Annotated in this window: 27 protein-coding genes; 8 read left to right on the top strand and 19 right to left on the bottom strand. The window is 73.1% G+C overall.

Annotation, left to right across the window (positions count from 1 at the left end; translation table 11 throughout):
• Positions 1-44 precede the first annotated feature (44 nt).
• The 5 genes from C7M71_RS11125 to C7M71_RS11110 all read left to right on the top strand — a co-directional run bounded on the left by C7M71_RS11125 (position 45) and on the right by C7M71_RS11110 (position 3,766).
• Complete coding sequence (locus tag C7M71_RS11125; protein ID WP_111493465.1) at positions 45-1,013, top strand: LysR family transcriptional regulator; 969 nt, start codon at positions 45-47, stop codon at positions 1,011-1,013.
• An 85-nt stretch (positions 1,014-1,098) separates the two neighbouring features.
• Entirely contained in the window at positions 1,099-1,713 is a 615-nt protein-coding gene (locus C7M71_RS11120) for a metallophosphoesterase (protein ID WP_229758659.1), read from the top strand.
• On the top strand, positions 1,671-1,889 hold the full coding sequence (locus C7M71_RS31640; protein ID WP_229758658.1) for a hypothetical protein: 219 nt from the start codon (positions 1,671-1,673) through the stop codon (positions 1,887-1,889). The genes C7M71_RS11120 and C7M71_RS31640 overlap by 43 nt, the downstream gene beginning before the upstream one ends.
• A gap of 105 nt (positions 1,890-1,994) precedes the next feature.
• Positions 1,995-3,143 (top strand): adenosine deaminase, encoded by a 1,149-nt coding sequence (locus C7M71_RS11115; protein ID WP_111493467.1) that lies wholly within the window; start codon positions 1,995-1,997, stop codon positions 3,141-3,143.
• Between the two features lie 161 nt (positions 3,144-3,304).
• Positions 3,305-3,766, top strand: coding sequence for a hypothetical protein (locus C7M71_RS11110; RefSeq protein WP_111493469.1), 462 nt, complete (start codon positions 3,305-3,307; stop codon positions 3,764-3,766).
• Positions 3,767-3,839: 73 nt separating this feature from the next.
• Here the strand turns inward: C7M71_RS11110 and C7M71_RS11105 are convergent, their stop codons facing one another.
• The 5 genes from C7M71_RS11105 to C7M71_RS11080 all read right to left on the bottom strand — a co-directional run bounded on the left by C7M71_RS11105 (position 3,840) and on the right by C7M71_RS11080 (position 8,340).
• The gene (locus C7M71_RS11105; RefSeq protein ID WP_111493471.1) at positions 3,840-4,022 is read right to left on the bottom strand and encodes a PspC domain-containing protein; all 183 of its coding nucleotides are present in this window, start codon (positions 4,020-4,022) and stop codon (positions 3,840-3,842) included.
• A gap of 825 nt (positions 4,023-4,847) precedes the next feature.
• Positions 4,848-5,432, bottom strand: coding sequence for a VanZ family protein (locus C7M71_RS11095; RefSeq protein WP_162824212.1), 585 nt, complete (start codon positions 5,430-5,432; stop codon positions 4,848-4,850).
• Positions 5,433-5,589: 157 nt separating this feature from the next.
• Positions 5,590-5,904 (bottom strand): hypothetical protein, encoded by a 315-nt coding sequence (locus C7M71_RS11090; protein ID WP_111490983.1) that lies wholly within the window; start codon positions 5,902-5,904, stop codon positions 5,590-5,592.
• A complete protein-coding gene (locus C7M71_RS11085; RefSeq protein WP_407675886.1) occupies positions 5,901-7,610 on the bottom strand; it encodes an ATP-binding protein in 1,710 nt (569 codons plus the stop codon). Before C7M71_RS11085 ends, C7M71_RS11090 begins: the two co-directional genes overlap by 4 nt.
• Before the next feature lie 52 nt (positions 7,611-7,662).
• Positions 7,663-8,340 (bottom strand): response regulator transcription factor, encoded by a 678-nt coding sequence (locus C7M71_RS11080; protein ID WP_111491002.1) that lies wholly within the window; start codon positions 8,338-8,340, stop codon positions 7,663-7,665.
• A gap of 388 nt (positions 8,341-8,728) precedes the next feature.
• Here C7M71_RS11080 and C7M71_RS11075 point away from each other — a divergent pair, with 388 nt between their 5' ends.
• Positions 8,729-9,646, top strand: coding sequence for a SigE family RNA polymerase sigma factor (locus C7M71_RS11075; RefSeq protein ID WP_111490984.1), 918 nt, complete (start codon positions 8,729-8,731; stop codon positions 9,644-9,646).
• A gap of 196 nt (positions 9,647-9,842) precedes the next feature.
• Here C7M71_RS11075 and C7M71_RS11070 read toward each other — a convergent pair whose 3' ends face one another.
• The 11 genes from C7M71_RS11070 to C7M71_RS31030 form a co-directional block, all read right to left on the bottom strand.
• The gene (locus C7M71_RS11070; protein WP_111490985.1) at positions 9,843-10,484 is read right to left on the bottom strand and encodes an ATP-binding protein; all 642 of its coding nucleotides are present in this window, start codon (positions 10,482-10,484) and stop codon (positions 9,843-9,845) included.
• 79 nt (positions 10,485-10,563) lie between these two features.
• Complete coding sequence (locus C7M71_RS11065; protein WP_111490986.1) at positions 10,564-10,872, bottom strand: gas vesicle protein K; 309 nt, start codon at positions 10,870-10,872, stop codon at positions 10,564-10,566.
• Positions 10,869-11,105, bottom strand: coding sequence for a gas vesicle protein (locus C7M71_RS11060; RefSeq protein ID WP_111490987.1), 237 nt, complete (start codon positions 11,103-11,105; stop codon positions 10,869-10,871). The genes C7M71_RS11065 and C7M71_RS11060 overlap by 4 nt, the downstream gene beginning before the upstream one ends.
• Positions 11,102-11,890, bottom strand: coding sequence for a GvpL/GvpF family gas vesicle protein (locus C7M71_RS11055; RefSeq protein WP_111490988.1), 789 nt, complete (start codon positions 11,888-11,890; stop codon positions 11,102-11,104). Before C7M71_RS11055 ends, C7M71_RS11060 begins: the two co-directional genes overlap by 4 nt.
• Complete coding sequence (locus C7M71_RS11050; RefSeq protein WP_111490989.1) at positions 11,887-12,348, bottom strand: gas vesicle protein; 462 nt, start codon at positions 12,346-12,348, stop codon at positions 11,887-11,889. The genes C7M71_RS11055 and C7M71_RS11050 overlap by 4 nt, the downstream gene beginning before the upstream one ends.
• Position 12,349: 1 nt before the next feature.
• A complete protein-coding gene (locus C7M71_RS11045) occupies positions 12,350-12,724 on the bottom strand; it encodes a gas vesicle protein GvpO (RefSeq protein ID WP_229758657.1) in 375 nt (124 codons plus the stop codon).
• Entirely contained in the window at positions 12,705-12,977 is a 273-nt protein-coding gene (locus C7M71_RS11040) for a gas vesicle protein GvpG (RefSeq protein WP_111490990.1), read from the bottom strand. The genes C7M71_RS11045 and C7M71_RS11040 overlap by 20 nt, the downstream gene beginning before the upstream one ends.
• A gap of 2 nt (positions 12,978-12,979) precedes the next feature.
• Positions 12,980-13,813, bottom strand: coding sequence for a GvpL/GvpF family gas vesicle protein (locus C7M71_RS11035; protein WP_111490991.1), 834 nt, complete (start codon positions 13,811-13,813; stop codon positions 12,980-12,982).
• Positions 13,810-14,262, bottom strand: coding sequence for a gas vesicle protein GvpJ (gvpJ, locus tag C7M71_RS11030; RefSeq protein WP_111490992.1), 453 nt, complete (start codon positions 14,260-14,262; stop codon positions 13,810-13,812). Before gvpJ ends, C7M71_RS11035 begins: the two co-directional genes overlap by 4 nt.
• A gap of 5 nt (positions 14,263-14,267) precedes the next feature.
• Positions 14,268-15,326 carry an SRPBCC family protein gene (locus tag C7M71_RS31035; protein WP_175607667.1) on the bottom strand — a complete coding sequence of 353 codons (1,059 nt, stop codon included), beginning with the start codon at positions 15,324-15,326 and terminating at the stop codon, positions 14,268-14,270.
• Between the two features lie 3 nt (positions 15,327-15,329).
• On the bottom strand, positions 15,330-15,920 hold the full coding sequence (locus tag C7M71_RS31030; RefSeq protein WP_175607666.1) for a hypothetical protein: 591 nt from the start codon (positions 15,918-15,920) through the stop codon (positions 15,330-15,332).
• 253 nt (positions 15,921-16,173) lie between these two features.
• Between C7M71_RS31030 and C7M71_RS11020 the strand changes: the two genes are divergently transcribed.
• Positions 16,174-16,347: a CsbD family protein gene (locus C7M71_RS11020; protein WP_111490993.1), complete on the top strand. Its 174-nt coding sequence runs from the start codon at positions 16,174-16,176 to the stop codon at positions 16,345-16,347.
• An 83-nt stretch (positions 16,348-16,430) separates the two neighbouring features.
• Here C7M71_RS11020 and C7M71_RS11015 read toward each other — a convergent pair whose 3' ends face one another.
• Genes C7M71_RS11015 through deoC form a run of 3 tightly spaced genes read right to left on the bottom strand, consistent with a single transcriptional unit; the run spans position 16,431 to position 19,880 of the window.
• Entirely contained in the window at positions 16,431-17,348 is a 918-nt protein-coding gene (locus tag C7M71_RS11015; RefSeq protein ID WP_111490994.1) for an aldehyde dehydrogenase family protein, read from the bottom strand.
• Complete coding sequence (locus C7M71_RS11010) at positions 17,341-18,888, bottom strand: aldehyde dehydrogenase family protein (protein ID WP_111490995.1); 1,548 nt, start codon at positions 18,886-18,888, stop codon at positions 17,341-17,343. The genes C7M71_RS11015 and C7M71_RS11010 overlap by 8 nt, the downstream gene beginning before the upstream one ends.
• Before the next feature lie 5 nt (positions 18,889-18,893).
• Positions 18,894-19,880 (bottom strand): deoxyribose-phosphate aldolase, encoded by a 987-nt coding sequence (gene deoC / locus C7M71_RS11005; RefSeq protein WP_111490996.1) that lies wholly within the window; start codon positions 19,878-19,880, stop codon positions 18,894-18,896.
• Positions 19,881-19,998: 118 nt separating this feature from the next.
• Here deoC and C7M71_RS11000 point away from each other — a divergent pair, with 118 nt between their 5' ends.
• Positions 19,999-20,874 carry a PH domain-containing protein gene (locus C7M71_RS11000; protein ID WP_322975161.1) on the top strand — a complete coding sequence of 292 codons (876 nt, stop codon included), beginning with the start codon at positions 19,999-20,001 and terminating at the stop codon, positions 20,872-20,874.

The following is a 20,874-nucleotide window of genomic DNA, read 5'->3' as shown; positions in this document are numbered from 1 at the left end:
CGTGCTTCATGCGTCCAATGCCTGGATGGGGGAGGATTGATGCCATGGCGTATGAGAGCAGGTCAAGGCCGGAGGAGGTGCCCGCGCTGCTCGCCGAGCTGGGTCCGGAGGTGGCGGCGGCGCTGCTGGCTCCCCGGCTGGCGCAGTTCGCGGCGGTGGCGCGGCTGGAGCATGTGACCCGGGCGGCTCAGCTGCTGGCGATGCCGCAGCCGACGCTCAGCCGCGCGGTGGCCCGGTTGGAGGAGGAGTTGGGGGTGGCGCTGCTGGCCCGGCAGGGCCGTACGGTGCGGCTGACCAGGGCCGGGCGGGTGCTGCTGGGGTCGGTGGAGCGGGCGCTGGCCGAGTTGGAGCGCGGCGCGGAGGCGGCCAGGGCGGAGGCGGACCCGGCGGCCGGACGGGTGGCGTTCGGCTTTCTGCACACCATGGGGACGGATACGGTGCCGGCGCTGCTGCGCGGCTTCCGGGCCGAGCATCCCCGGGTGCGGTTCCAGCTGGTGCAGGACTATGTGACCGCGATGCTGGACCGGCTGCGCGCGGGTGAGCTGGACCTCTGCCTGGTGTCGCCGCTGCCGGATGCGCCGGATCTGGTGGCTCGGCCGCTGGATGAGCAGCGGCTGTATCTGGCCGTTCCGGCCGACCACCGGCTGGCGGGGCGTCGCCGGATCCGGTTGGCGGAGGTGGCGGAGGAGCCGTTTGTGGCGGTGCGGCGGGGTTACGGGCTGCGCGGGTTGCTGGAGCGGTTCTGCGGTGAGGCGGGGTTCACGCCCAAGGTCGCGTTCGAGGGGGAGGAGGCGGAGACGCTGCGGGGCCTGGTGGCGGCCGGGCTGGGGGTGGCACTGCTGCCGCCGTCGCTGGTGGCGCGGCCGGGGGTGGTGGAGCTGGATGTGACCGCGCCGCGCACCCGCCGGGCCATCGGCCTGGCCTGGGTGTCGGGGCGTCCGGTGACTCCGCCGGTAGCGGCGTTCCGCGACTTCGTACTCTCCCGGCGCGGCCGACTGCTGGACCACGACTGACGGTGACCCGCTGCCGAGCAGTGATTTTGGTTCGCCCTGAGCGTGATCGATTGCCATGGCCGCAGCGGCGTTGGAATGTGCGGGCATGACCGTATCCATCGCGCACCTCAGTGACCCGCACCTTGTGACCGGCCCGCTTGCCGCTGCTCCTGTGCAGGGGTTGTACCGGGCGCTCGGCCGTGTCCTTACGCTCGACCCGCAGCCCGACTGCGCGGTGATCACCGGCGACCTGGTCGACCGGGGCAGCCCGGAGGAGTACCGGGCACTGCGCGAGGTGATCGACGGCTTCCCACTGCCGCTGCACCTGGTGGCCGGAAACCACGACGATCCCGACGTGCTGCTGGACGAGTTCGGCGGCACGCGCTTCCTGGGCGGTGCGGCGCAGACGCACTATGCGGTGGACCACCCCGCGTTCACCCTCGTCGTCCTGGACTCGACGGTGCCCCGCTCGCCCGGAGGGCACCTGGGGGCCTCGCAGTTGGAATGGCTCGACACGGTTCTCGCCCGCAGGCCGCAGACCCCGGTGGTCGTCTGCCTGCACCACCCCCCGACGCGGTCGGCATTCCGTACCTGGACGGCATGCGCCTGGACGACGGCGACGACCTGGCCGCCGTGCTCACCCGGCACGGCAATGTCGCGCGCGTCCTGGCGGGCCATGTGCACCGTCCCGTCACCGCCGCCTTCGCGGGCACCACCCTGACCACCGCTCCCAGCACCCACCTCCAGAGCGGCCTGGTCCTGGACGGCGGCCCGTCCAACTACGTTCCGGAGCCGACGTCCTTCCTGCTCCACCTGCTCAGCGGCCCTGCCTGGGTTACCCACACCGTTCCCGTCAGCCACGCCGCGGCACCGATCGCCTCCTTACTGAGCTTCTGAACAGACGCGCGCCGATGCTGCGGCGCGGCCGGTTTGCCGGGTGTTGGGGGGAGTGATATCGACTCGAAACACCGTTTCTACGCGCGTAGGAGATATCGTTGGCCAATGGAGAACGAGACCGTCACTCGCGCGGGCACGGCCCCGCGCACCCCCACCGCGGACCAGATCCGCCGCGCCCCCAAGGTGCTGCTGCACGACCACCTCGACGGCGGTCTGCGCCCGCAGACGATCGTGGAACTCGCCGCCGCCTGCGGCTACGAGGGGCTGCCCACCACCGACCCGGTCGAGCTGGGCGAGTGGTTCCGGGAGGCCGCCGACTCCGGCTCGCTGGAGCGCTACCTGGAGACCTTCGCCCACACCTGCGCGGTGATGCAGACCCGCGAGGCCCTGATCCGGGTCGCCGCCGACTGCGCCGAGGACCTGGCCGCCGACGGGGTCGTCTACGCCGAGGTCCGCTACGCCCCCGAGCAGCACCTGGAGGCCGGGCTGACCCTGGAACAGGTCGTCGAGGCCGTCAACGAGGGGTTCCGCGAGGGCGAGCGGCGGGCCCGCGAGGCCGGCAATCGCATCCGGGTCGGCGCACTGCTCACCGCGATGCGGCACGCCGCCCGCTCGCTGGAGATCGCCGAACTGGCCAACCGCTACCGCGACCGGGGCGTCTCCGGCTTCGACATCGCGGGCGCCGAGGCCGGTTACCCGCCCACCCGCCACCTCGACGCCTTCGAGTACCTCAAGCGGGAGAACAACCACTTCACCATCCACGCCGGTGAGGCGTTCGGCCTGCCCTCCATCTGGCAGGCGCTCCAGTGGTGCGGCGCCGACCGGCTCGGCCACGGCGTCCGCATCATCGACGACATCGAGACCCGCCCCGACGGCTCGGTGCGGCTCGGGCGGCTGGCCGCGTACGTCCGCGACAAGCGCGTCCCGCTGGAGATGTGCCCCACCTCCAACCTCCAGACCGCCGCCGCCGACTCCTATGCCGAGCACCCCATCGGGCTGCTGCGCCGACTGCACTTCCGGGTCACCGTCAACACCGACAACCGGCTGATGAGCGGCACCAGCATGAGCCGGGAGTTCGAGCACTTGGTGGAGGCGTTCGGCTACACCCTGGACGACCTCCAGTGGTTCACCCTCAACGCGATGAAGTCGGCGTTCCTGCCGTTCGACGAGCGGCTGGCGATGATCAACGACGTGATCAAGCCGGGCTATGCCGAGCTCAAGGCGGAGTGGCTTTTCGGTGGCGCCGCCTCCTGAGAGTGCGAGGTTGGTGTCCCCCGTTCGGTCGTCATTGGGCCGAGCGGGGGATGCCGTTTGTGGGCCGGGACCTCCCGTCACTACGGTGGGTGCTCAACAGCACACGCGGCGTAGCCGGATGCCCGCATGCGTCGCACGCGACGAGCACACGAGGAACCCCCATGAAGAAGGCCGTCCTCAGGACCGCAGGCACCGCAGCGCTCGGAGTCGCCTTTGCGGCGGCGGCCGCCGGTACCGCTTCCGCCGCCGCCCCGGCCCCGCTGGGCGGCCTCGCGCCGCTCGCCGCCGGTGGCACCCTCGCCGACGCCGGTCGGACCGTACCGCTGGCGGAGCCGGTCGCCCAGGCACTCGGCTCCCTGAACCCCGGCACCGGGACTCGCGCCATCTCCGAGGGGGTGCGTACGGTGCAGCCGACCCTCACCGGTGTCGCCTACGCGGCCGGTCACCTGGCCGCCCCTGCTCCCGCCGCCCCCGCGCCGCAGCAGCAGGCGCCGCGCAACCGCGCGGGTGGTGGGCCCGGCGGCGTCAGCGTGTCGCCCAGTTCGCACGGCAACAGCTTCGGTGGCCCGCTGGGGCAGGTCCTCGGTGCGCTCGGTGGGGGAGGCAGCGTGCTCGGCGGCTGACCGCCGTCCGTCCGCGCTCGCGAAGAGGGCCGCACCCGTACGCCGGGGGTGGTCCTCTTCGGCGTGGTGGCGGTCACGGCTCCTGGGGGAGCAGCAGCCAGAGCGCCAGGTAGATCAGGAACTGCGGGCCGGGCAGCAGGCAGGACAGCAGGAAGATGACCCGCATGGTCCACGGGGTGAGGCCGAAGCGTTCGGCGAGTCCGGCGCAGACTCCGGCGATGACGCGGTTGTGGCGGGGGCGGGCGAGTGTGGTCATCGGGATCTCCTCCGGCGGTGCGGCCGGGCCCTCCGGCCCGGATCGGCTGCTTCGATCCTCCGCCCGATCGGCCCGCCGGACATCGGCCCGGATGCCGATCCGCGACCCCCGCATCTCCCGGGGCCACACCGCGCCGACCGTCAGGGACCTCTCAGGGTCGGCCCCGGGAACCGGGCGGGGGAGGTGGGAAGCGGGGGCGGGAGGGAGGAAGCGGGAGGCCAAGGCGGGGGGTGGGAAGCGGGACAGCGGGGCCAGGGCGGGGCCGGGAGGCCAAGGCCGGGCCGGGGGTGGGATGCCGGTGGCCAAGGGCGGCGCCGGGAGGGGAGGCGGAAGCGGAGGGCGGGCAACCGAGAGGCCAAGGCGGGGGTGGGATGTGAGAGGCGGGAAGGGGGCGGGGCCGGGAGGTGGGAGGTGAGAACCGGGGGCGGGTCAGGGGTGGGGCCGCGAGGCGAGACCGGGGCCGGGGCCGGGGGGTGGGAGGTGAGAACCGGGGCGGGGCCAGGGTGGGGCCGCGAGGCGAGACCGGGGCCGGGGCCGGGAGGTGGGAGGTGAGAACCGGGGGCGGGGTCAGGGGTGGGGCCGCGAGGCGAGACCGGGGCCGGGGCCGGGGGTGGGAGGTGAGAACCGGGGGCGGGGCCAGGGTGGGGCCGCGAGGCGAGACCGGGGCCGGGGCCGGGAGGTGGGAGGTGAGAACCGAGGGCGGGGCCAGGGCGGGGCCGCGAGGCGGAAGCGGAGGGCGGGCGCCGGGGGTGCCAGGGGCCGAGGCCACGTCGTTGGGGGTGCCCGGGGCCGGGGTTGGGGGTCAGTGGGTGCCGGGGGCGGGGGCTACGTCGTAGGGGGTGCCCGGGGGGCGGGGGGTCGGGGTTGCGGCGGCGGGGCTGGGCTGGTGGGCCGGTACCCGTGGCGGCGCAGCAGGGCCCGGGCGCCCGGCACCACGGCGACATGTGCCAGGATCACGCCGATCAGGTTGAGCAGTACGTCGTCCACGTCCAGGACATGGCCCGCGATGCCGGTCTGGAGGAACGCCAGCCCGGTGCCGAGCAGCGCCGCCGTGCCCGCGGTGCGCAGCAGCGACGGCAGCCAGCGGGCGGCGACCCGGCCGCCGGCCAGCGGCAGCAGTACGCCGAGCGGGGCCAGCATCAGCAGGCGCACGGCGATCTGCCGGTATCCCTCGGCGGTGCCGGCGGCGAGATCGCGGTGGATCGAGGAGAACGGTCGCAGATTGGCGTCGTAGACCCAGTCCACCGGCACCGGGCGGAGCGCGTACCAGCCCACCAGCACCAGATGCGCGGCGAGCAGCAGCAGCCCGGCGGTCCGCAGCAGGGGCGAGGCCCCCGCCGTCGGGGGCGCCGAAGTTGCCGGTGCACCCGTCCACTGCCCCTGCCGGAGCTGGCCTTCCCCGGTCCGCACGCCGGTGCCTCCTCGCTGCACGCCGGGAAGGACGCAGACCTTCGTCCCGTCGGTTCCCTACCTGTATCGGAGGATTCCGCATCCGGGCGGCGAGGGCTACCGACCGTACGAGGGAGGCGCGGCGGCGCCGGTTGACGGGCGGCGCCGCGCCGGGCGGTCAGTGGCCGGGGCCGGTCTGGAGGCAGCTGGGGGTGGCGGTGGGGTTGGCCGTCGGCGGGGCGGTGGGGCCGAAGGCCGTGGGGGAGACGCCCGCCTCCGGCTGCTTGGCGGCGAACGGCGCGTTGAGCGGGCTGGTCGGGGCGGAGCCGCTGGGGGACATGACGGGCGTCGGCGGCGGGCAGGCCGTACGGCTCGCGGGGGCACCCGCGTCCACCGGCACCGACGTCGGCCGGATGCCGCACCCGGCTGCGGCGGCGCCCAGCAGCAGCACCGCCGCCGCCCTCCGGCACACCTGCCGTACGGCGTCGTTCAAGGCCCGCTCCTCTCCGTGCCCGGTGCGCCGGCGTTCCCGCCGCCGTGCTCCGCACCGCCTGTGCTGCTTCCGTCCTGCCGGTCCGGGCCGCAAGGCCCCTCCGGCCCGCCCGGCGGGTCCTCGCCGTCCGGGTCCGGTGGCTCGGTGTCGTCGGGCGCCATCGGCAGGGTCAGGGTGAAGACCGCTCCGCCGGGGGTCCCGTCGGGCTTCGCCGGGGCGTTGGCGACGGTGATGGTGCCGCCGTGGATGCGGGCGTTCTCCATGGCGATGGAGAGCCCCAGCCCGCTGCCCTCGGAGCGCGCCCGGCCCTTGTCCGCCTTGTAGAACCGGTCGAAGACATGCGGCAGCACATCCTCCCGGATGCCCGGACCGCTGTCCTGGACCTCCACCACCAGCTGCCTGCTCGGGTGCGGGCCGCCCGCCCAGGCGTCGGCGGGTGCCTGCTCGGCGCGCACCCGCACCACGACCGGCGAGCCGCCGTGCTTGAGCGCGTTGCCGATGAGGTTGGCGAAGACCACGTCCAGTCGGCGCGGGTCGACCCGGGCCACCACGCCGCGCGGCGCGTCCAGCTCGACCGCGTCGTACCAGGCCCGGCCGTCGATGCAGGACATGATCAGGTCGGCGATGTCCATGTCGTCGGCGACCAGCTTGGCCGTCCCGGCGTCGAACCGGGTGACCTCCATGAGGTTCTCGACCAGGTCGGAGAGGCGCCGGGTCTCGCTGACGACCAGCCGTACGGCCGGTTCGATCATCGGGTCCAGCGAGTCCGCCTCGTCCTCCAGGATGTCCGTGACGGCGGTCATCGCGGTCAGCGGGGTCCGCAGCTCATGCGACATGTCGGCGACGAACCGCCGGCTCGCCGACTCCCGCGCGGACAGCTCCTCCACCTGCGCGGCCAGCGCCTCGGCCGTGCTGTTGAAGGTACGTGCCACGTCGGCCAGCTCGTCCGCGCCGCCGACCTCCAGCCGGGTGTCGAGATGGCCCTGGCCGAGCCTGCGCGCGGCCTCGCCGAGCCGCTTCACCGGCCGCAGCACGGTGGCGGAGGCGCCCTGGGCCAGCAGCGCCGAGCCGACCAGGGCGAGCAGGGTGGCGATGCCCAGCGACCAGGCGAGGGTGTTGAGGTCGGTGCGCTCGTCGCTGAGCGACTTGAACATGTACGCCGTCGGCCCGGTCGGCACGATCCGGGTGCCGCCCACCACAAAGGGCTCGCCGTCCAGGATGGTCCGCTGCCAGTAGAGGTGGTACCGGAAGTCGTTGCCGTTCACCAGCGGGCGCGGCGTCGACACGGTGGTCCGCAGCCGCTCCGGGACCCGGTCCACGCTAAAGCGGGCGGGGTTGGAGGAGGCCGTGCAGTCGGGGTGCGCCGGGTCGACCACCACGACCTGGTAGTTGAGCCACGGCTGCGGGCTGGCCACCACCCGGGCCAGCGCCCGCAGGTCGTCGCAGCTGGGCTTGAGCGGCATGTCGGTGACATTGCGGGTGAGCGAGTCGCGGAAGTCGTTGAGCGCGCTGTCCTGCGCCCGCTTCAGCACCGCGTCGCGGTTGAGCCAGTAGGCGATGCCGGACGCCGACACCGCTGCGGTCAGTGCGACCACGGCGAAGACCGCGATCAGGCGTATCCGCAGCGACGTCAGCCGCAGCCGCCGGCCGAGCCGCCCTTCGCGCGCCCTGCCGGGCGGCGCGGAACTCTCCTGGTAGTCCGTCACATCAGCATTCCGTCGGTGTCTGTCGCGGTCCGCCCCGCCGTGGAGTGGGGCACTAGGAGGGCGGGTCGAGCCGGTAGCCGACCCCGCGCACGGTCCGGATCAGCGTCGGCGACGACGGTACATCCTCCACCTTGGCCCGCAGCCGCTGCACACAGGCGTCCACCAGCCGCGAATCGCCCAGGTAGTCGTGCTCCCACACCAGCCGCAGCAACTGCTGCCGGGAGAGCGCCTGGCCCGGTCGGCGGCTGAGCTCCAGCAGCAGCCGCAGCTCGGTGGGGGTGAGCTGGAGGTCCTCGCCGTTCTTGGTCACCGTCATGGCGGCCCGGTCGATCACCACCGACCCGTAAGCCGCCGAGTCGGAGCTCTCCCGCTCGCCGCGCCGCAGCACGGCCCGGATGCGGGCGTCCAGCACCCGGGGCTGCACCGGCTTGACCACATAGTCGTCGGCGCCCGACTCCAGGCCGACCACCACGTCGATGTCGTCGCTGCGGGCGGTGAGCAGGATGATCGGCAACTGGTCGGAGCGGCGGATCCGGCGGCAGACCTCGAAGCCGTCGATCCCGGGCAGCATCACATCGAGGACGATCAGGTCCGGACGCTGCTCCTTGAACAGCTTCAGGCCGTCTTCACCCGAGGCGGCGGCCATCACGCGATGGCCCTGGCGGGTCAGGGCGAGTTCGAGGCCGGTGCGGATCGCGTCGTCGTCCTCGATGAGCAGTAGGAACGGCACGGCCTCATTCTGGCCCACGCCGGGCCGCGGGTTCACCCGCCCTGCCCGGTTGCGCCCGCGACGGCGCCGTACTGTCCCGGTATGCCCGGATATCTTCACCTGTCGTTCCGGCCTGCGGAACCGCCGGGGACCCCATCGGCGTGGAACCCGGCACAGGGCCCAACTCGCCCCGGGCGCAGCCGACATACGGCCGTGATCCATGCACGCCGCGCCGCCCTCCGGGCGCTGTGACAGCCCTGTGACAGTCGGCGGACAGCGCCATGACGAGCCCCGGGCAAGCTTTTCGATGTCAGGGAAACGGACCACCGGACGCCCCGAGGGGAGACGGGACGGACGGCCCGGGCCCGGGACACCGGAACATCCTCTCGTCACGACATGGGGGCGCACCATGAACGCAACGCTTCAGACCAGGACCGCTTCGCCCGTCCGGTCCGTGCGCCCGTCGAACTGCCGGCCCGCACGGGCCGACGAGACCACCGGTGCGGTGAATGTGCGGGGGTGCGCTCACCACATCGGTACGCCCCAGCCCCAGACGTTCGGGATCGGCCGCAGGCAGGCCGCGCCCGAGCCGGGCGCCGGGGCGGGCACCATGGCACTGCGGGGGGTCATCCCCGTGGTGCGCAGCCTCCCGGGGGGTAACGGGGACGGCCTGCGGACTGCCGGTTCGGGGGAGCCGGCGGTCCGCGAGGCCGGGAAGGCGGTCAGGTATCCGGACCGCGCCGGGCGGGGTGTACAGGGAGGCGCGCAGGGGGAGCCCGCGCCCGCAGAGGCGGCCCCGGTGGATCACACCGAGGACTTCACCGCCTATGTGCGCGAGCGTCGCGCCTCCCTGTACGCCACGGCGTACCACCTGACCGGAGACCGCCACGAGGCCGAGGACCTGCTGCAGAGCGCGCTCTTCTCCACCTACCGCGCCTGGGGCCGGATCTCCGACAAGGCGGCCGTCGGCGGCTACCTCCGCCGCACCATGACCAATCTGCACATCTCCGCGTGGCGCCGCCGCAAGGTCAACGAGTACCCGACCGAGGAGCTGCCCGAGACCGTCGGCGACACCGACGCCATGGGCGGCACCGAGCTGCGCGCCGTGCTCTGGCAGGCGCTCGCCAAGCTCCCCGAGCAGCAGCGCACCATGCTGGTGCTGCGCTACTACGAGGGGCGTACCGACCCGGAGATCGCCGATGTGCTGGGCATCAGCGTCGGCACCGTGAAGAGCAGCATCTGGCGGGCGCTGCGCCGGCTGCGCGACGACGCCACACTCAACCGGGGCGGCGACCTCGGCCGGGCCTTCGGCGAGCTGGTCGCCTGAGGCCCCCGCAGACCTTCCGTCGGGTGGGACGGGAGACCGGGGTCCGGGGGGACCTCCGGGGGTGAAGGAGGGGGAGCAGCGGGACTCGGTGCCGGTTCGGGGGAACCGGGGCCACGGGGGAGTACCGCAGGAAGGGCCCGGTGCCGGGGAGAGGCACCGGGCCCTTTCGCGCGTTCGTGGTGCTCTGCTCGGGCCGTCAGGCGGCGGCGGGTTCCCTGGTGTCGGCGACCGTGCGCACCCGGCGCAGCGCCTCCGGGCCCGCGCAGGCGTACGCGCCCAGCTCCACCTGGTGCGCCACGATCCCGCGCTCGGCCCGCATCAGCCGCCAGCCGCGCCGGACCAGGAACGGCACCGACTTGCGGCCCTCCCGGACATCGCGGCGGAAGCGGCGCCAGGCGGTGGTCATCGGCCCGTTGCGCAGGCAGAGCGCGTCGCCCAGCAGCCCCTCGGCGGCGCAGCGGGCCGCGATCTCCGCCGCGAAGATCCCCTCGGCGACAAACGCCGCCGAACCGTCCAGCTCCAGGGTGCGGGTGGCGATCCGGGCGTTGTCGGGGATCGAGTACACCGGCACCTCGGCCCGCCCGGTCTCGGCCAGCAGCCGGATCACGGCCATCGCCTGGTCGGCGTGCCAGGACCGGGGCGAGTCCCAGTCCACCGCTCCGGCGGCGCTCAGCAGCGGCAGCGTGGGGTCGTCGCCGTCCTTGTAGAAGTCGTCCAGCTGGAGCACCGGCAGTCCGGCCCGCTCGGCCAGTGACGACTTCCCCGATCCGGAGGGCCCGGACAGCAGCACGACGCGGGCGCGGGGTATCGGCACGGGGTTCACGGGGGAGTCGCTCACGGGACACCAGTGTGACGCATTCCGCCGGGTAGGCCAGACCCCCTGGCCAGTGAGTTCCCCCACGGCGGGCCGTGCCCGGTCACTCGCGGGGCAGCAGGGGTCCGAGCGGCCCGAGGTCGATGTTGAGGTCCTCCGGGGAGAGCCCGAAGTGCTCGCGGAGTTCGTCCATGCGGTCCTCAAGGGCCATCAGGGTCAGGCCGAGGTGTTCGATCTGCTCGTCGGAGAGGTCGCCCTGGTCGATCCGGCGCAGTGCCTGACGCTCCATCAACTGACGTAGCAGCTCCACGATGGTGAGGACCAGACCGGCCAGGCCGCGCTCCACCGACTCGGAGTCCACGGCCAGCCGCCGGTGCCGCTCCACCGGGCCGGGTTCGGGGCCGCTGCTCATGGCCGCGCCTCCTCCAGGGGGTACGGGTCGGCCTCCGCAGCCCGGATGGAGGCCACCAGGGCGCGCAGCGAGATGCGGACCAGGGCGATGTCGTCGATGCAGAGGGTGACCTCGCCGCTGATGACCACGCCGCCCGCCAGGACCCGGTCGAGCAGGTCGACCAGAGCGACCTGCGGCCCCTCGCCGACGGCCGGTGGCTGCGGGGGCGGCAGCGGCTGGGGAAGCCGGGTCATCGTTCCGCTTCCGTCTCGGTGGCGGGCACGGAGGTGAAGGAGTAGGCGGGCCACGGTCCGCTCAGCTGGAGCCGGACGCCCTCGAACCGCTGCTGGAGGGCGTGCACCCGGGCGGCGAACTCCCGGGCGCGGGCGTCGGGGACGAGATAGGAGTCATTGAGCAGCATCCAGCCCTGGTACTCGGCGAGCCGGGGGTCCTGGGGCGGGTGGGAGGCGGTCTCGGCCGCCAGCGGGCCCAGCTCCCCGGCGATCTCCTCCGCGCACCGCTGGGCGCGCAGCAGGGCGCTCTGCCGCTCGTCGCGCTGGGCACGCCGCCGCAGCAGATAGGCGGTGCCGGGGTTGGCCGCGCCCGCCGGTTCGGGCGCCTCCGGGGCGAAGGCACGCGGGTCCGCATAGACCTTGACCCCCCATTCGGTGTGCCCGGCGACGCGGTCCAGGGCGCTGCCGAACGCGGCCTGCTGCTGGTCCAGCAGGGCGTGGACCCGCTGGTCGTCGCGGTAGAGGGTGGCGAAGCGGAGCGGCAGGACGCGGGTGGCGCCCGCTGCGGCGTCGATGACCCGGTGGTGCGCCCTGACCGCCGTCTCCAGCCAGTTGAGGTCCTCCAGGTGGTCATGGAGCGCGTCCTCGGCGAAGTCCCGCAGCGGGACGCTGCCGACGACGGCCTGCAGCCCATGGCCGGAGAGCAGCCGTACGGGCTCCGCGGCGACACCGGTCACGTCGTCCAGGGCACTGGTCGGCAGGCCCCGGGCCACGGCGTAGAGCCAGGTGGCGGTCGCCTCGGTCACGGTGCCGCCCCCTCGCCGTGGCGCCGCTGCTCGGCCTGCTGCTCGCGGTCCTGTCGGGCCTCCTGCTCGAATTCCCGCTCAAGTTCCCGTTCTGGTTCCAGCCCGTCCGGGCGGTCGGTGACGGATGCGGTGCGGCCCGCCTCCAGGTCGCCGATCCGGCGGCGCAGGCGCCGGTTCTCCTCGCTGAGGTCGTGCTGTCCGGAGGTGAGCATGGGGTCGTGCTCCCACCAGTCGATGCCCATCTCCCGGGCGCGGTCCACCGAGGCGACGATCAGCCGGATCTTGATGGTGAGCAGTTCGATGTCCAGCAGGTTCACGCGGATGTCCCCGGCGATGACGATGCCCTTGTCCAGCACCCGCTCCAGGATGTCCGCCAGGTTCGCCGATTCGGGGCGACCGCCTTCCCGGCCGCTGGGCGCATACCGGCTCCGGCCGCTCCACACAGGAGGCTGGCCCATCTCAACCCTCCTCTGCCCGGCCACGGTAGTAGCGGCGGGTGCGGTGGTAGGTGATCAGCTCCCCGTCGCCGTCCACCTCGACCTGGTACTCGGCGAGGATGTCGGTCGAGTCGGGGATGCGGTGCGCTTCCAGTACCTCGATCCCGATCCGCCAGCCGCCCTCCGTACGCTCCAGCGAGGTGACCCCCTCGGGGTCCCGGCCGGTGAGGGTCTGCACATGGAGTGCCGCATGGGCCGCCGCCTCCCGGGTGGTGACGGTCGTGCGGGGCCGCCGCCGGTCCGGCTCGGCCCCGGACTGCACGGCCTCCCGGTCGCGGTGCAGCCGGTGCCGCCCGTCGCCCGCGCCAGCCCCGCTGTCACGCCTCGCCGTCCGCACCTTCGCTCCTCCCGGCCACCGGCGGGGGCCGTACGTCCAGCAGACGGCCGATCAGCTCCTCCTCCAGCCGCGCGGCCTCCTGCTCATCGATCTCACCGGCCTCCCTGGCCTGCTCGATCTCGTCCAGCCGGCTGCGCAGCCGGGCCGGGTCGGCGACCTCCTGCAAGGCCACCTGGTGCACCTGCTCCGCGATCCACACCACGCCGCGTACCGGTGCCAGGGGCAGCGTCAGCAGTCCGGTGACCAGTCCCACGGCTACCCCTCCCCCTCGGGGCCGTCGGCGACGTCGGGGCCGTCGGAGCCGCCCATCAGCTCGGGGGCGAAGTCATAGGCGGCGAGCGGTCCGAGCAGCCGCAGCCGCACCCGCCCGTACCAGCGGCCGGCCAGCTCCTCCGCGGCGGCCTCGAACGCCTCGCTGCGGCGCCGTTCGACCAGGAACGCCGCATCCGCCAGGCCCTCGGCGGTGGTCGTCTCCGTGAAGGCGGCGGCGGTGGCCAGCGGTGCCAGAACCCGCTCGATCTCCCGGGCGTCCAGCTCACGCTTGCGGGCCACGGCCTCCGACACGATCTCGCCGAGGCGGATGCGCCGGTCGTACCCGGCCTCCTCGGAGAGGCCCTGCACCTCCTCGCGCAGCCGGCGGGCCTCGGGCACCTCCTCCAGCACCTCGGGCAGCACCGTGTCCAGTTCATAGCGGGCCCGAAGGCTGTACTGCGCGCGGTCGGCCAGGCTCTCCAGCGCCCCCAGGAAGTCGTCGTGGTAGGGCTCCAGCAGCTCGTCCACCACGGCCTGGGAGTCGCGCAGCACGGCGCCGAAGCGGAAGGGCAGCACCGGGTCGAAGCCGGCGGCGAGGGTGTCCAGCACCCGGGCGTGCGCCCTGAGGTCGTCGGGGCGGCCCAGCGGCCGGTCGGTGGGGATGTCGCTGACCACGGCGGCGATGCCCCGGTGCCGTACGGAGGTCACCTGCCCGCCGGTGTCCGCGACGCCGCGCAGCCGGTCCGGATGGGCCTCGGCGGCCGTCCGCTCCAGCACGATGCCGTAGACATAGCAGGCGGTGGCGGTGCCCGTGGCGGGGGAGGAGGTCGAGGTCATGGCTCGCGCTCCCTGCGCTGGGCGGGCCTGGTCCGGCGGCGGGGCCGCTCCTCGAACTCCGGCTCCTCCCGCTCGGGTTCCTCCTCCGGCTCCTCGTCGTCCTCGCCACCGTGCAGGAGTTCACCGACCTGCTCCTTCACCCCCTCCAGGGCGCCCTTGGTCTTCTGCTGGGCGCCCCCCTGGCGCATGTCCTGCATCAGTTCTGGCAGGCCGTGGGTCTGGGTGCCGGTGAGGTCCAGGCGGTTGACCGCCTCGGCGAACCTCAGATAGGTGTCCACGCTTGCGACGACGATGCGGGCGTCGATCGTCAGCAGCTCGATGCCGACCAGGGAGACCCGTACATACACGTCGATGACCAGGCCCTTGTCCAGGATCAGGTCGACCACGTCGGCCAGACCGCTGGAGGACGGCCGGTCCAGGTGCTGACTGCGCTGGCCTGCGACGGTCATGGCACTCACCTCGCGGCGGCCGACGCCCGGCGGCGCCGCACGGGCTCCTCGGGCTCTTCGTCCTCGGGCTCTTCGTCCTCAGGTTCTTCGTCTGGGGGCTCCTCGTCCGGGGGCTCCTCGTCCGTCTCGTCGTAGGCGTCCTCGTACTCCCCTTCGGGGCGCTCCTCCTCGTCGTCGTACTCGTCCTCCGGGGGTTCCTCCTCCTTCAGGGCGTCCTCATGCGACGTCACGACCTCGCCGTCGCGGATCTCGCCGCGCCAGCCCTCGACCTCCTCGGGGTGCAGCAGGGTCTGCGTCATGACCTGGCGCCGGAAGTGCTTGAGCTCCAGCCGTACGCGGCGGCCCTGCGCCCGCCAGAGGTTGCCGGTGTGCTCGAAGAGGCCCTGGGGGTGGTATTCGAGGACCAGCAGGATGCGGGTCAGGTCGGGCGTGAGCTCATGGAAGGTGATGGCGCCGTCCACATGGCCCTTGTCGCCCTTGGCCCGCCAGATGATGCGCTCATCGGGGACCTGCTCCACGATGGTCGCCTTCCACTGCCGGTGCGACCAGAAGACCTGGGCCTTCCAGTTGGTCTCCGTCTCCGACTCCTGGTCGACGTTCTCGACCTTCTTCATGAAGGTGGGGAAGTCGGCGTACTGCGTCCACTGGTTGTAGACGGTGCGGACCGGGACCCCCAGGTCGATGGACTCCACGATGTTGGTGACCTTGATCTTCTTGCCGCCCTTGCCACCGCCGTCCTTGCCGCCCCCGCCGAAGATGCCCTTGACCTTCTCCTTCACCCCGGTCATACCGGCCCCGAAGGCCGCGCTCAGCGGCGACTTGCCCTCGGCCAGCCCCTTCGCGCCGGTCAGCGCCGCCGCGAGTCCCCCGCCGCCGCCGCCCTCCTCCGCGAAGTGGGTGAGCCGCTCGGTGGCGTCGCCCACCTTGCCGGTCACCATGGTCATCGCCCGCTCACCGAGCGCGCCGAGGACGTTCTGGGTCTGCTCCTTCAGGCGGCTGGTCGGCAGTTCGTGTGCGATAGCGCCGAGGCCGTCCGTGAGTGTGCCCTTGGATTGCTCCGCCATGGGTCACCATCCCCGAGTCCGCCGCCCGGGCAGGCCCGCAGCGGTCTTCTTCGCGGTGCGTCCGGCTGCGGTCTTCTGTGCCGCACCGGTTCGTTCCGGCGTCTTCCTGGTCGGCGCCGCCCCCGTCCTCCTTGCCGCCGCCCGGCCCCCACGGCCCTCCGAGGGACCGCCACGGTCGCGCGGCCGGGTCTGCTGCCGCTCTTCGGTGCGCTGCTCGTCCTCCGCCGCAGGTTCCGCCTCTTCGGGTTCCGCCTCTTCGGGTTCCTCGTCCTCGGCCTCCTGGTCCGCTTCGGGACGTCCGGGACCGGAGCGCAGCGAGGCCGCGCGGTCCTCCAGCCGGTCGCTCAGCTTGTCGATCTGGCTGCTCGCCGCAGCAACGGCGGCCTTCTTCCCGGCGGAGAGCAACTGTCCGCGCACGGTCCCGGCCAACTCGCCGAGTTGGGCCGGTGCCTTGAGCAGTCCACCGGCGCCCTTCCCGGACCGAAGACGCCTGCCCGCCGCCACCCCGGCGAGGGCGAGTGCCCAGCGGGCCTTGTGGAGGCGTCCAAGGAGGTAACTGGCCCCTACCGCAAGAGCCACCTGGCCGTTGTTCATGGTGCTCCTCTCCCCTGCGCCGACGCGAGGACACTGGGAGGAGCCGCCACCAGGGCACAGGGACAGGGCGAGTTCTTCGGATGTGTCGTTCACCCAAAAGGGTCGATTAGGACATTCCTCCCCCAACTATGCTCCTTCCGGCCTGCCTCACCAAGCGCTCCGGCCAGGGTCGCCGACGGTCGGTACCGCATCAGCGGCGCAGACGGGGGTAGGCGGCTCACTGCCCAGTGGAGAACGTGGAAGGAGTCCCGCCATGGCGACTGGCGACAAGGCCGAGAACGCAGCCCAGAAGATCAAGGGCAAGGCCAAGGAGGCGGCCGGCAAGGCTGTCGGCAACAAGAAGCTGGAAGCGGAGGGGCACGGCGACCAGGCCAAGGCCGACACCAAGCAGGCGGCGGAGAAGGTCAAGGACGTCTTCAAGGACTGACGGCCGCAAGGCAGCCGTACCGCATGGGACGGGCGCGCACCGCCGGTGGCGGTGCGCGCCCGTTGCCGGTTGCCCGGGTGGGGTCAGACGCCCATCGGGTGCCAGACCGTCTTGGTCTCCAGGAAGGCCAGCAGGCGGTCGGTGCCGGGGGCTGCGGTCCAGTCCTCGGCGGCGGGGTCGACGGCCGGGCGGAGGACCCGCTTGAGGGTGTCCGCAGCGGCGGCCTCCAGCGCCTTGGCCGAGGCCGGGCCGTCGTCCGCGACCGCGCCCGCCAGGTCCAGGGCGTTGACGTCCTGGTGCGAGGCGAGGGTCGGGGCGATGTCCCCGGTACGGCCGGAGAGGAGGTTCACCACGCCGCCGGGCAGGTCGGAGGTGGCCAGCACCTCGCCGAGCGACAGCGCGGGCAGCGGCGCCCCCTCGGCGGCGGCGACCACCACGGTGTTGCCGGCCGCGATGGCCGGGGCGACCACCGAGACCAGGCCCAGCAGCGAGTGGCCGGTGCCGCGCTGCGGGGCGACCACGCCGACCACACCGGTGGGCTCGGGGGTGGAGAGGTTGAAGTACGGCCCGGCCACCGGGTTGGCGGCACCGGCGATCTGGGCGATCTTGTCGGTCCAGCCCGCGTACCAGACCCAGCGGTCGATGGCCGCGTCCACCAGGGCTGCGGCCTTCTTGCCGCCCAGGCCCTCGGCGGTGGCCACCTCGGCGGCGAACTGCTCGCGGCGGCCCTGGAGCATCTCGGCGACCCGGTAGAGGATCTGGCCCCGGTTGTAGGCGGTGGCGCCGGACCAGCCGGCGAACGCCTTGCGGGCGGCCACGACCGCGTCCCGGGTGTCCTTGCGGGTGCCCAGCGGTGCGTTGGCCAGCCAGTCGCCCTTGGTGTCGGTCACCTCGTACACCCGTCCGCTCTCGGAGCGGGGGAACTTCCCGCCGACGAACAGCTTGTAGGTCTTGCTGACTGTCAGACGAGGGGCGTCGATACGCGTCACCGGCTCAGACATCGAGGTACGCCTCCAGACCGTGGCGGCCGCCCTCGCGGCCGTAGCCCGACTCCTTGTAGCCGCCGAACGGCGAGGTCGGGTCGAACTTGTTGAAGGTGTTGGACCAGACGATGCCGGCCCGCAGCCGGCTCGCCATCCAGAGGATGCGGGAGCCCTTCTCGGTCCAGACGCCGGCCGACAGCCCGTACGGGGTGTTGTTGGCCTTCTCCACGGCCTCGGCCGGGGTGCGGAAGGTCAGCACCGACAGCACCGGGCCGAAGATCTCCTCGCGGGCGATCCGGTGCGCCTGGCCGACGCCGGTGAAGACGGTCGGGGCGAACCAGAAGCCGTTCTCGGGCAGTTCGCAGGCGGGGGCCCAGCGCTCGGCGCCCTCGGCCTCGCCGGCCGCCGCCAGCTCCTTGATCCGGGCCAGCTGGGCGGCCGAGTTGATGGCGCCCACATCGGTGTTCTTGTCCAGCGGGTCGCCCACCCGCAGGGTGGACATCCGGCGCTTGAGCGCGTCCAGCACCTCGTCGTGGACCGACTCCTGGACCAGCAGCCGGGAGCCGGCGCAGCAGACATGGCCCTGGTTGAAGAAGATCCCGTTGACGATGCCCTCGACGGCCTGGTCGATCGGGGCGTCGTCGAAGACGATGTTGGCGGCCTTGCCGCCCAGCTCCAGCGACAGCTTCTTGCGGGTACCGGCCAGGGAGCGGGCGATGGAGCGGCCGACCTCGGTGGAGCCGGTGAAGGCGACCTTGGCCACGTCCGGGTGCGTGGTCAGGGCGGCGCCGGTGCGGCCGTCGCCGGTGACGATATTGACGACGCCCTTGGGCAGCCCGGCCTGGCGGACGATCTCGGCGAACCGCAGCGCGGTCAGCGGGGTGGTCTCGGCGGGCTTGAGGACCACGGTGTTGCCGGTGGCCAGCGCCGGGGCGATCTTCCAGGCCAGCATCAGCAGCGGGAAGTTCCACGGGATGACCTGGGCGGCGACGCCCAGCGGCCGGGGGGCCGGCCCGAACCCGGCGTACTCCAGCTTGTCGGCCCAGCCCGCGTAGTAGAAGAAGTGCGCGGCGACCAGCGGCAGGTCCACATCGCGGGTCTCGCGGATCGGCTTGCCGTTGTCGATCGACTCCAGCACGGCCAGTTCGCGGCTGCGCTCCTGGACGATCCGGGCGATCCGGAAGAGGTACTTGGCCCGCTCCGAGCCGGGCAGCGCCGACCAGGCGGGGAAGGCGTCGCGGGCGGCCTTGACCGCGCGGTCCACATCCTCCTCGGTGCCCTGGGCGAACTCGGCGAGCACCTGGCCGGTCGCCGGGTTGACCGTCTTCAGCGCCTCCTTGCCGGCGCTCTCGGTGAACGCGCCGCCGATGAAGTGGCCGTACGACGAGGCGATGTCACCGGCTGCGGCGGGCGACTCGGGGGCGGGGGCGTAGCTGAAGAGCTTGCCGGGCAGGCCGTTGGCGGCCACCGGAGCCTCGGGCGCTGTGGAAGCGGCCGGACCGGCCGGAGTGGCCGGAGCGGAGGCGGGGGTCTTCGTGGGGTTCTTGGGGGTTGCCATCGGGCTCAGTCCACCGTCACGTAGTCGGGACCGGAGTACCGGCCGGTGGTCAGCTTCTGACGCTGCATCAGCAGGTCGTTGAGGAGGCTGGAGGCGCCGAAGCGGAACCAGTCCGGGGAGAGCCAGCCGTCGCCGAGCGTCTCGTTCACCATGACCAGGTACTTCATGGCGTCCTTGGTGGTGCGGATGCCGCCGGCCGGCTTGACGCCGATCCGGGTGCCGGTGGCGGCGTGGAAGTCGCGCACCGCCTCCAGCATCAGCAGCGTCACCGGCGGGGTGGCGTTGACGGCCACCTTGCCGGTGGAGGTCTTGATGAAGTCGGCCCCGGCCAGCATCGCCAGCCAGGAGGCGCGGCGCACATTGTCGTACGTCTGCAACTCGCCGGTCTCGAAGATCACCTTCAGATGGGCGTCCTGGCCGTCCGGGCGGCGGCACGCCTCCTTGACGGCCACGATCTCCTCGAAGACCTGGAGGTAGCGGCCGGAGAGGAAGGCGCCCCGGTCGATCACCATGTCGATCTCGTCGGCCCCGGCGGCGACCGCCTGGGCGGTGTCCGCCAGCTTCACCGGCAGCGCGGCGCGGCCGGAGGGGAAGGCGGTGGCGACCGAGGCCACATGGATACCGGTGCCCTCCAGGGCGGCCCGCGCGGTGGCGACCATGTCCGGGTAGACGCAGACCGCCGCGACCGGCGGGCAGCCGGGGGCGGTCGGGTCCGGGTGCTTGGCCTTGGTGCAGAGCGACCGCACCTTTCCGGCGGTGTCCGCTCCCTCCAGGGTGGTCAGGTCGATCATCGAGATCGCGAGGTCGATGGCGTACGCCTTGGCCGACGTCTTGATCGAACGGGTGCCCAGGGAGGCGGCGCGGGCCTCCAGGCCGACCGCGTCGACGCCGGGCAGGCCGTGCAGGAAGCGGCGCAGGGAGGCCTCGGACGCCGCGACGTCTGCGAGACCGCCGCCCACGGCGCCGGGGGCGTTGGCTGCAACAGTGGACATAGTCACCACACCAGCATATCTACACGCGTAGCATCCCGACAGGGTGCAGGGCAACCGATGCCGTTCCGCAACACTGCCCTCCGTCGCCCCGGGAGCCACTGAGGCACAATCTGACATCATGACCGACCCCGCAGGCGAGAACGGGCACAGCCAGGACACCCCCGGCAACCCGGACTCCGACCAGTCCCACCAGCCGGCCGAGCCCCAGCAGCCGGCGAAGCCCCAGCCCACGACCGAGGCCCAGCCGAAGGGCGAGGCCCAGCCCACGGCCGAGGCCCAGCCCACGGCCGAGGTCCAGCCCACGGACGAGCCCCAGTCCGCGGAGAAGCCCAGCCCCGGCGACGGGCCGAAGTACGCCGACCGCGTCTTCCGCTCCATGCCCAGCCTGCTCTCCGGTGTGCTGCTGCTGGCCGTGGGCGCCTGGCTGATCGTCGACGCCGCCGTGTACGGCACCGGCAGGACCCCCTGGGCCGCCCTCGCCGCCGCACTGCTCTTCGTCCCGCTGATCGCCGCGTACACCCTCCGCCCTGCGGTCTACGCCAACGAGGACCGCATCAAGGTCCGCAACCCGCTCCGCACCATCGTCGCCCCCTGGGCCACCGTCGAGAGCCTGCGGTCGGGCTACTCCGTCGAACTGCTCGCCGGCGGGCGGAAGTACCAGGTCTGGGCCGTCCCCGTGTCGCTGCGGCAGCGCAAGCGCGCCAGCCGAGTGGCCGCCCGCGCCGCCGCCGAGGACCCGTACGCCGGACGCGGCGACCGGACCCCGACCCGCCCCGGTGGCCGCCCCGCCGCCCGCCGAGGCGCCGTCGCCGGAGCCCCCGACCCCACCCGCGCCTGGTCCGACCAGGTCGTGGACACCCTGCGGGAGACCGCCGAACGGCACGCCTCCCGCCCGCAGGCCGCCGGTGAGGTCACCACCGCCTGGTGCTGGTGGGTCATCGCCCCCGCCGTGGTCGGCCTGGTCGCCCTGATCGTCCTGGTCGCCACCGGCTGA

This window comes from Peterkaempfera bronchialis (assembly GCF_003258605.2).
Lineage (GTDB): Bacteria > Actinomycetota > Actinomycetes > Streptomycetales > Streptomycetaceae > Peterkaempfera > Peterkaempfera bronchialis.
This window is presented reverse-complemented; position numbering and strand designations above follow the sequence as displayed.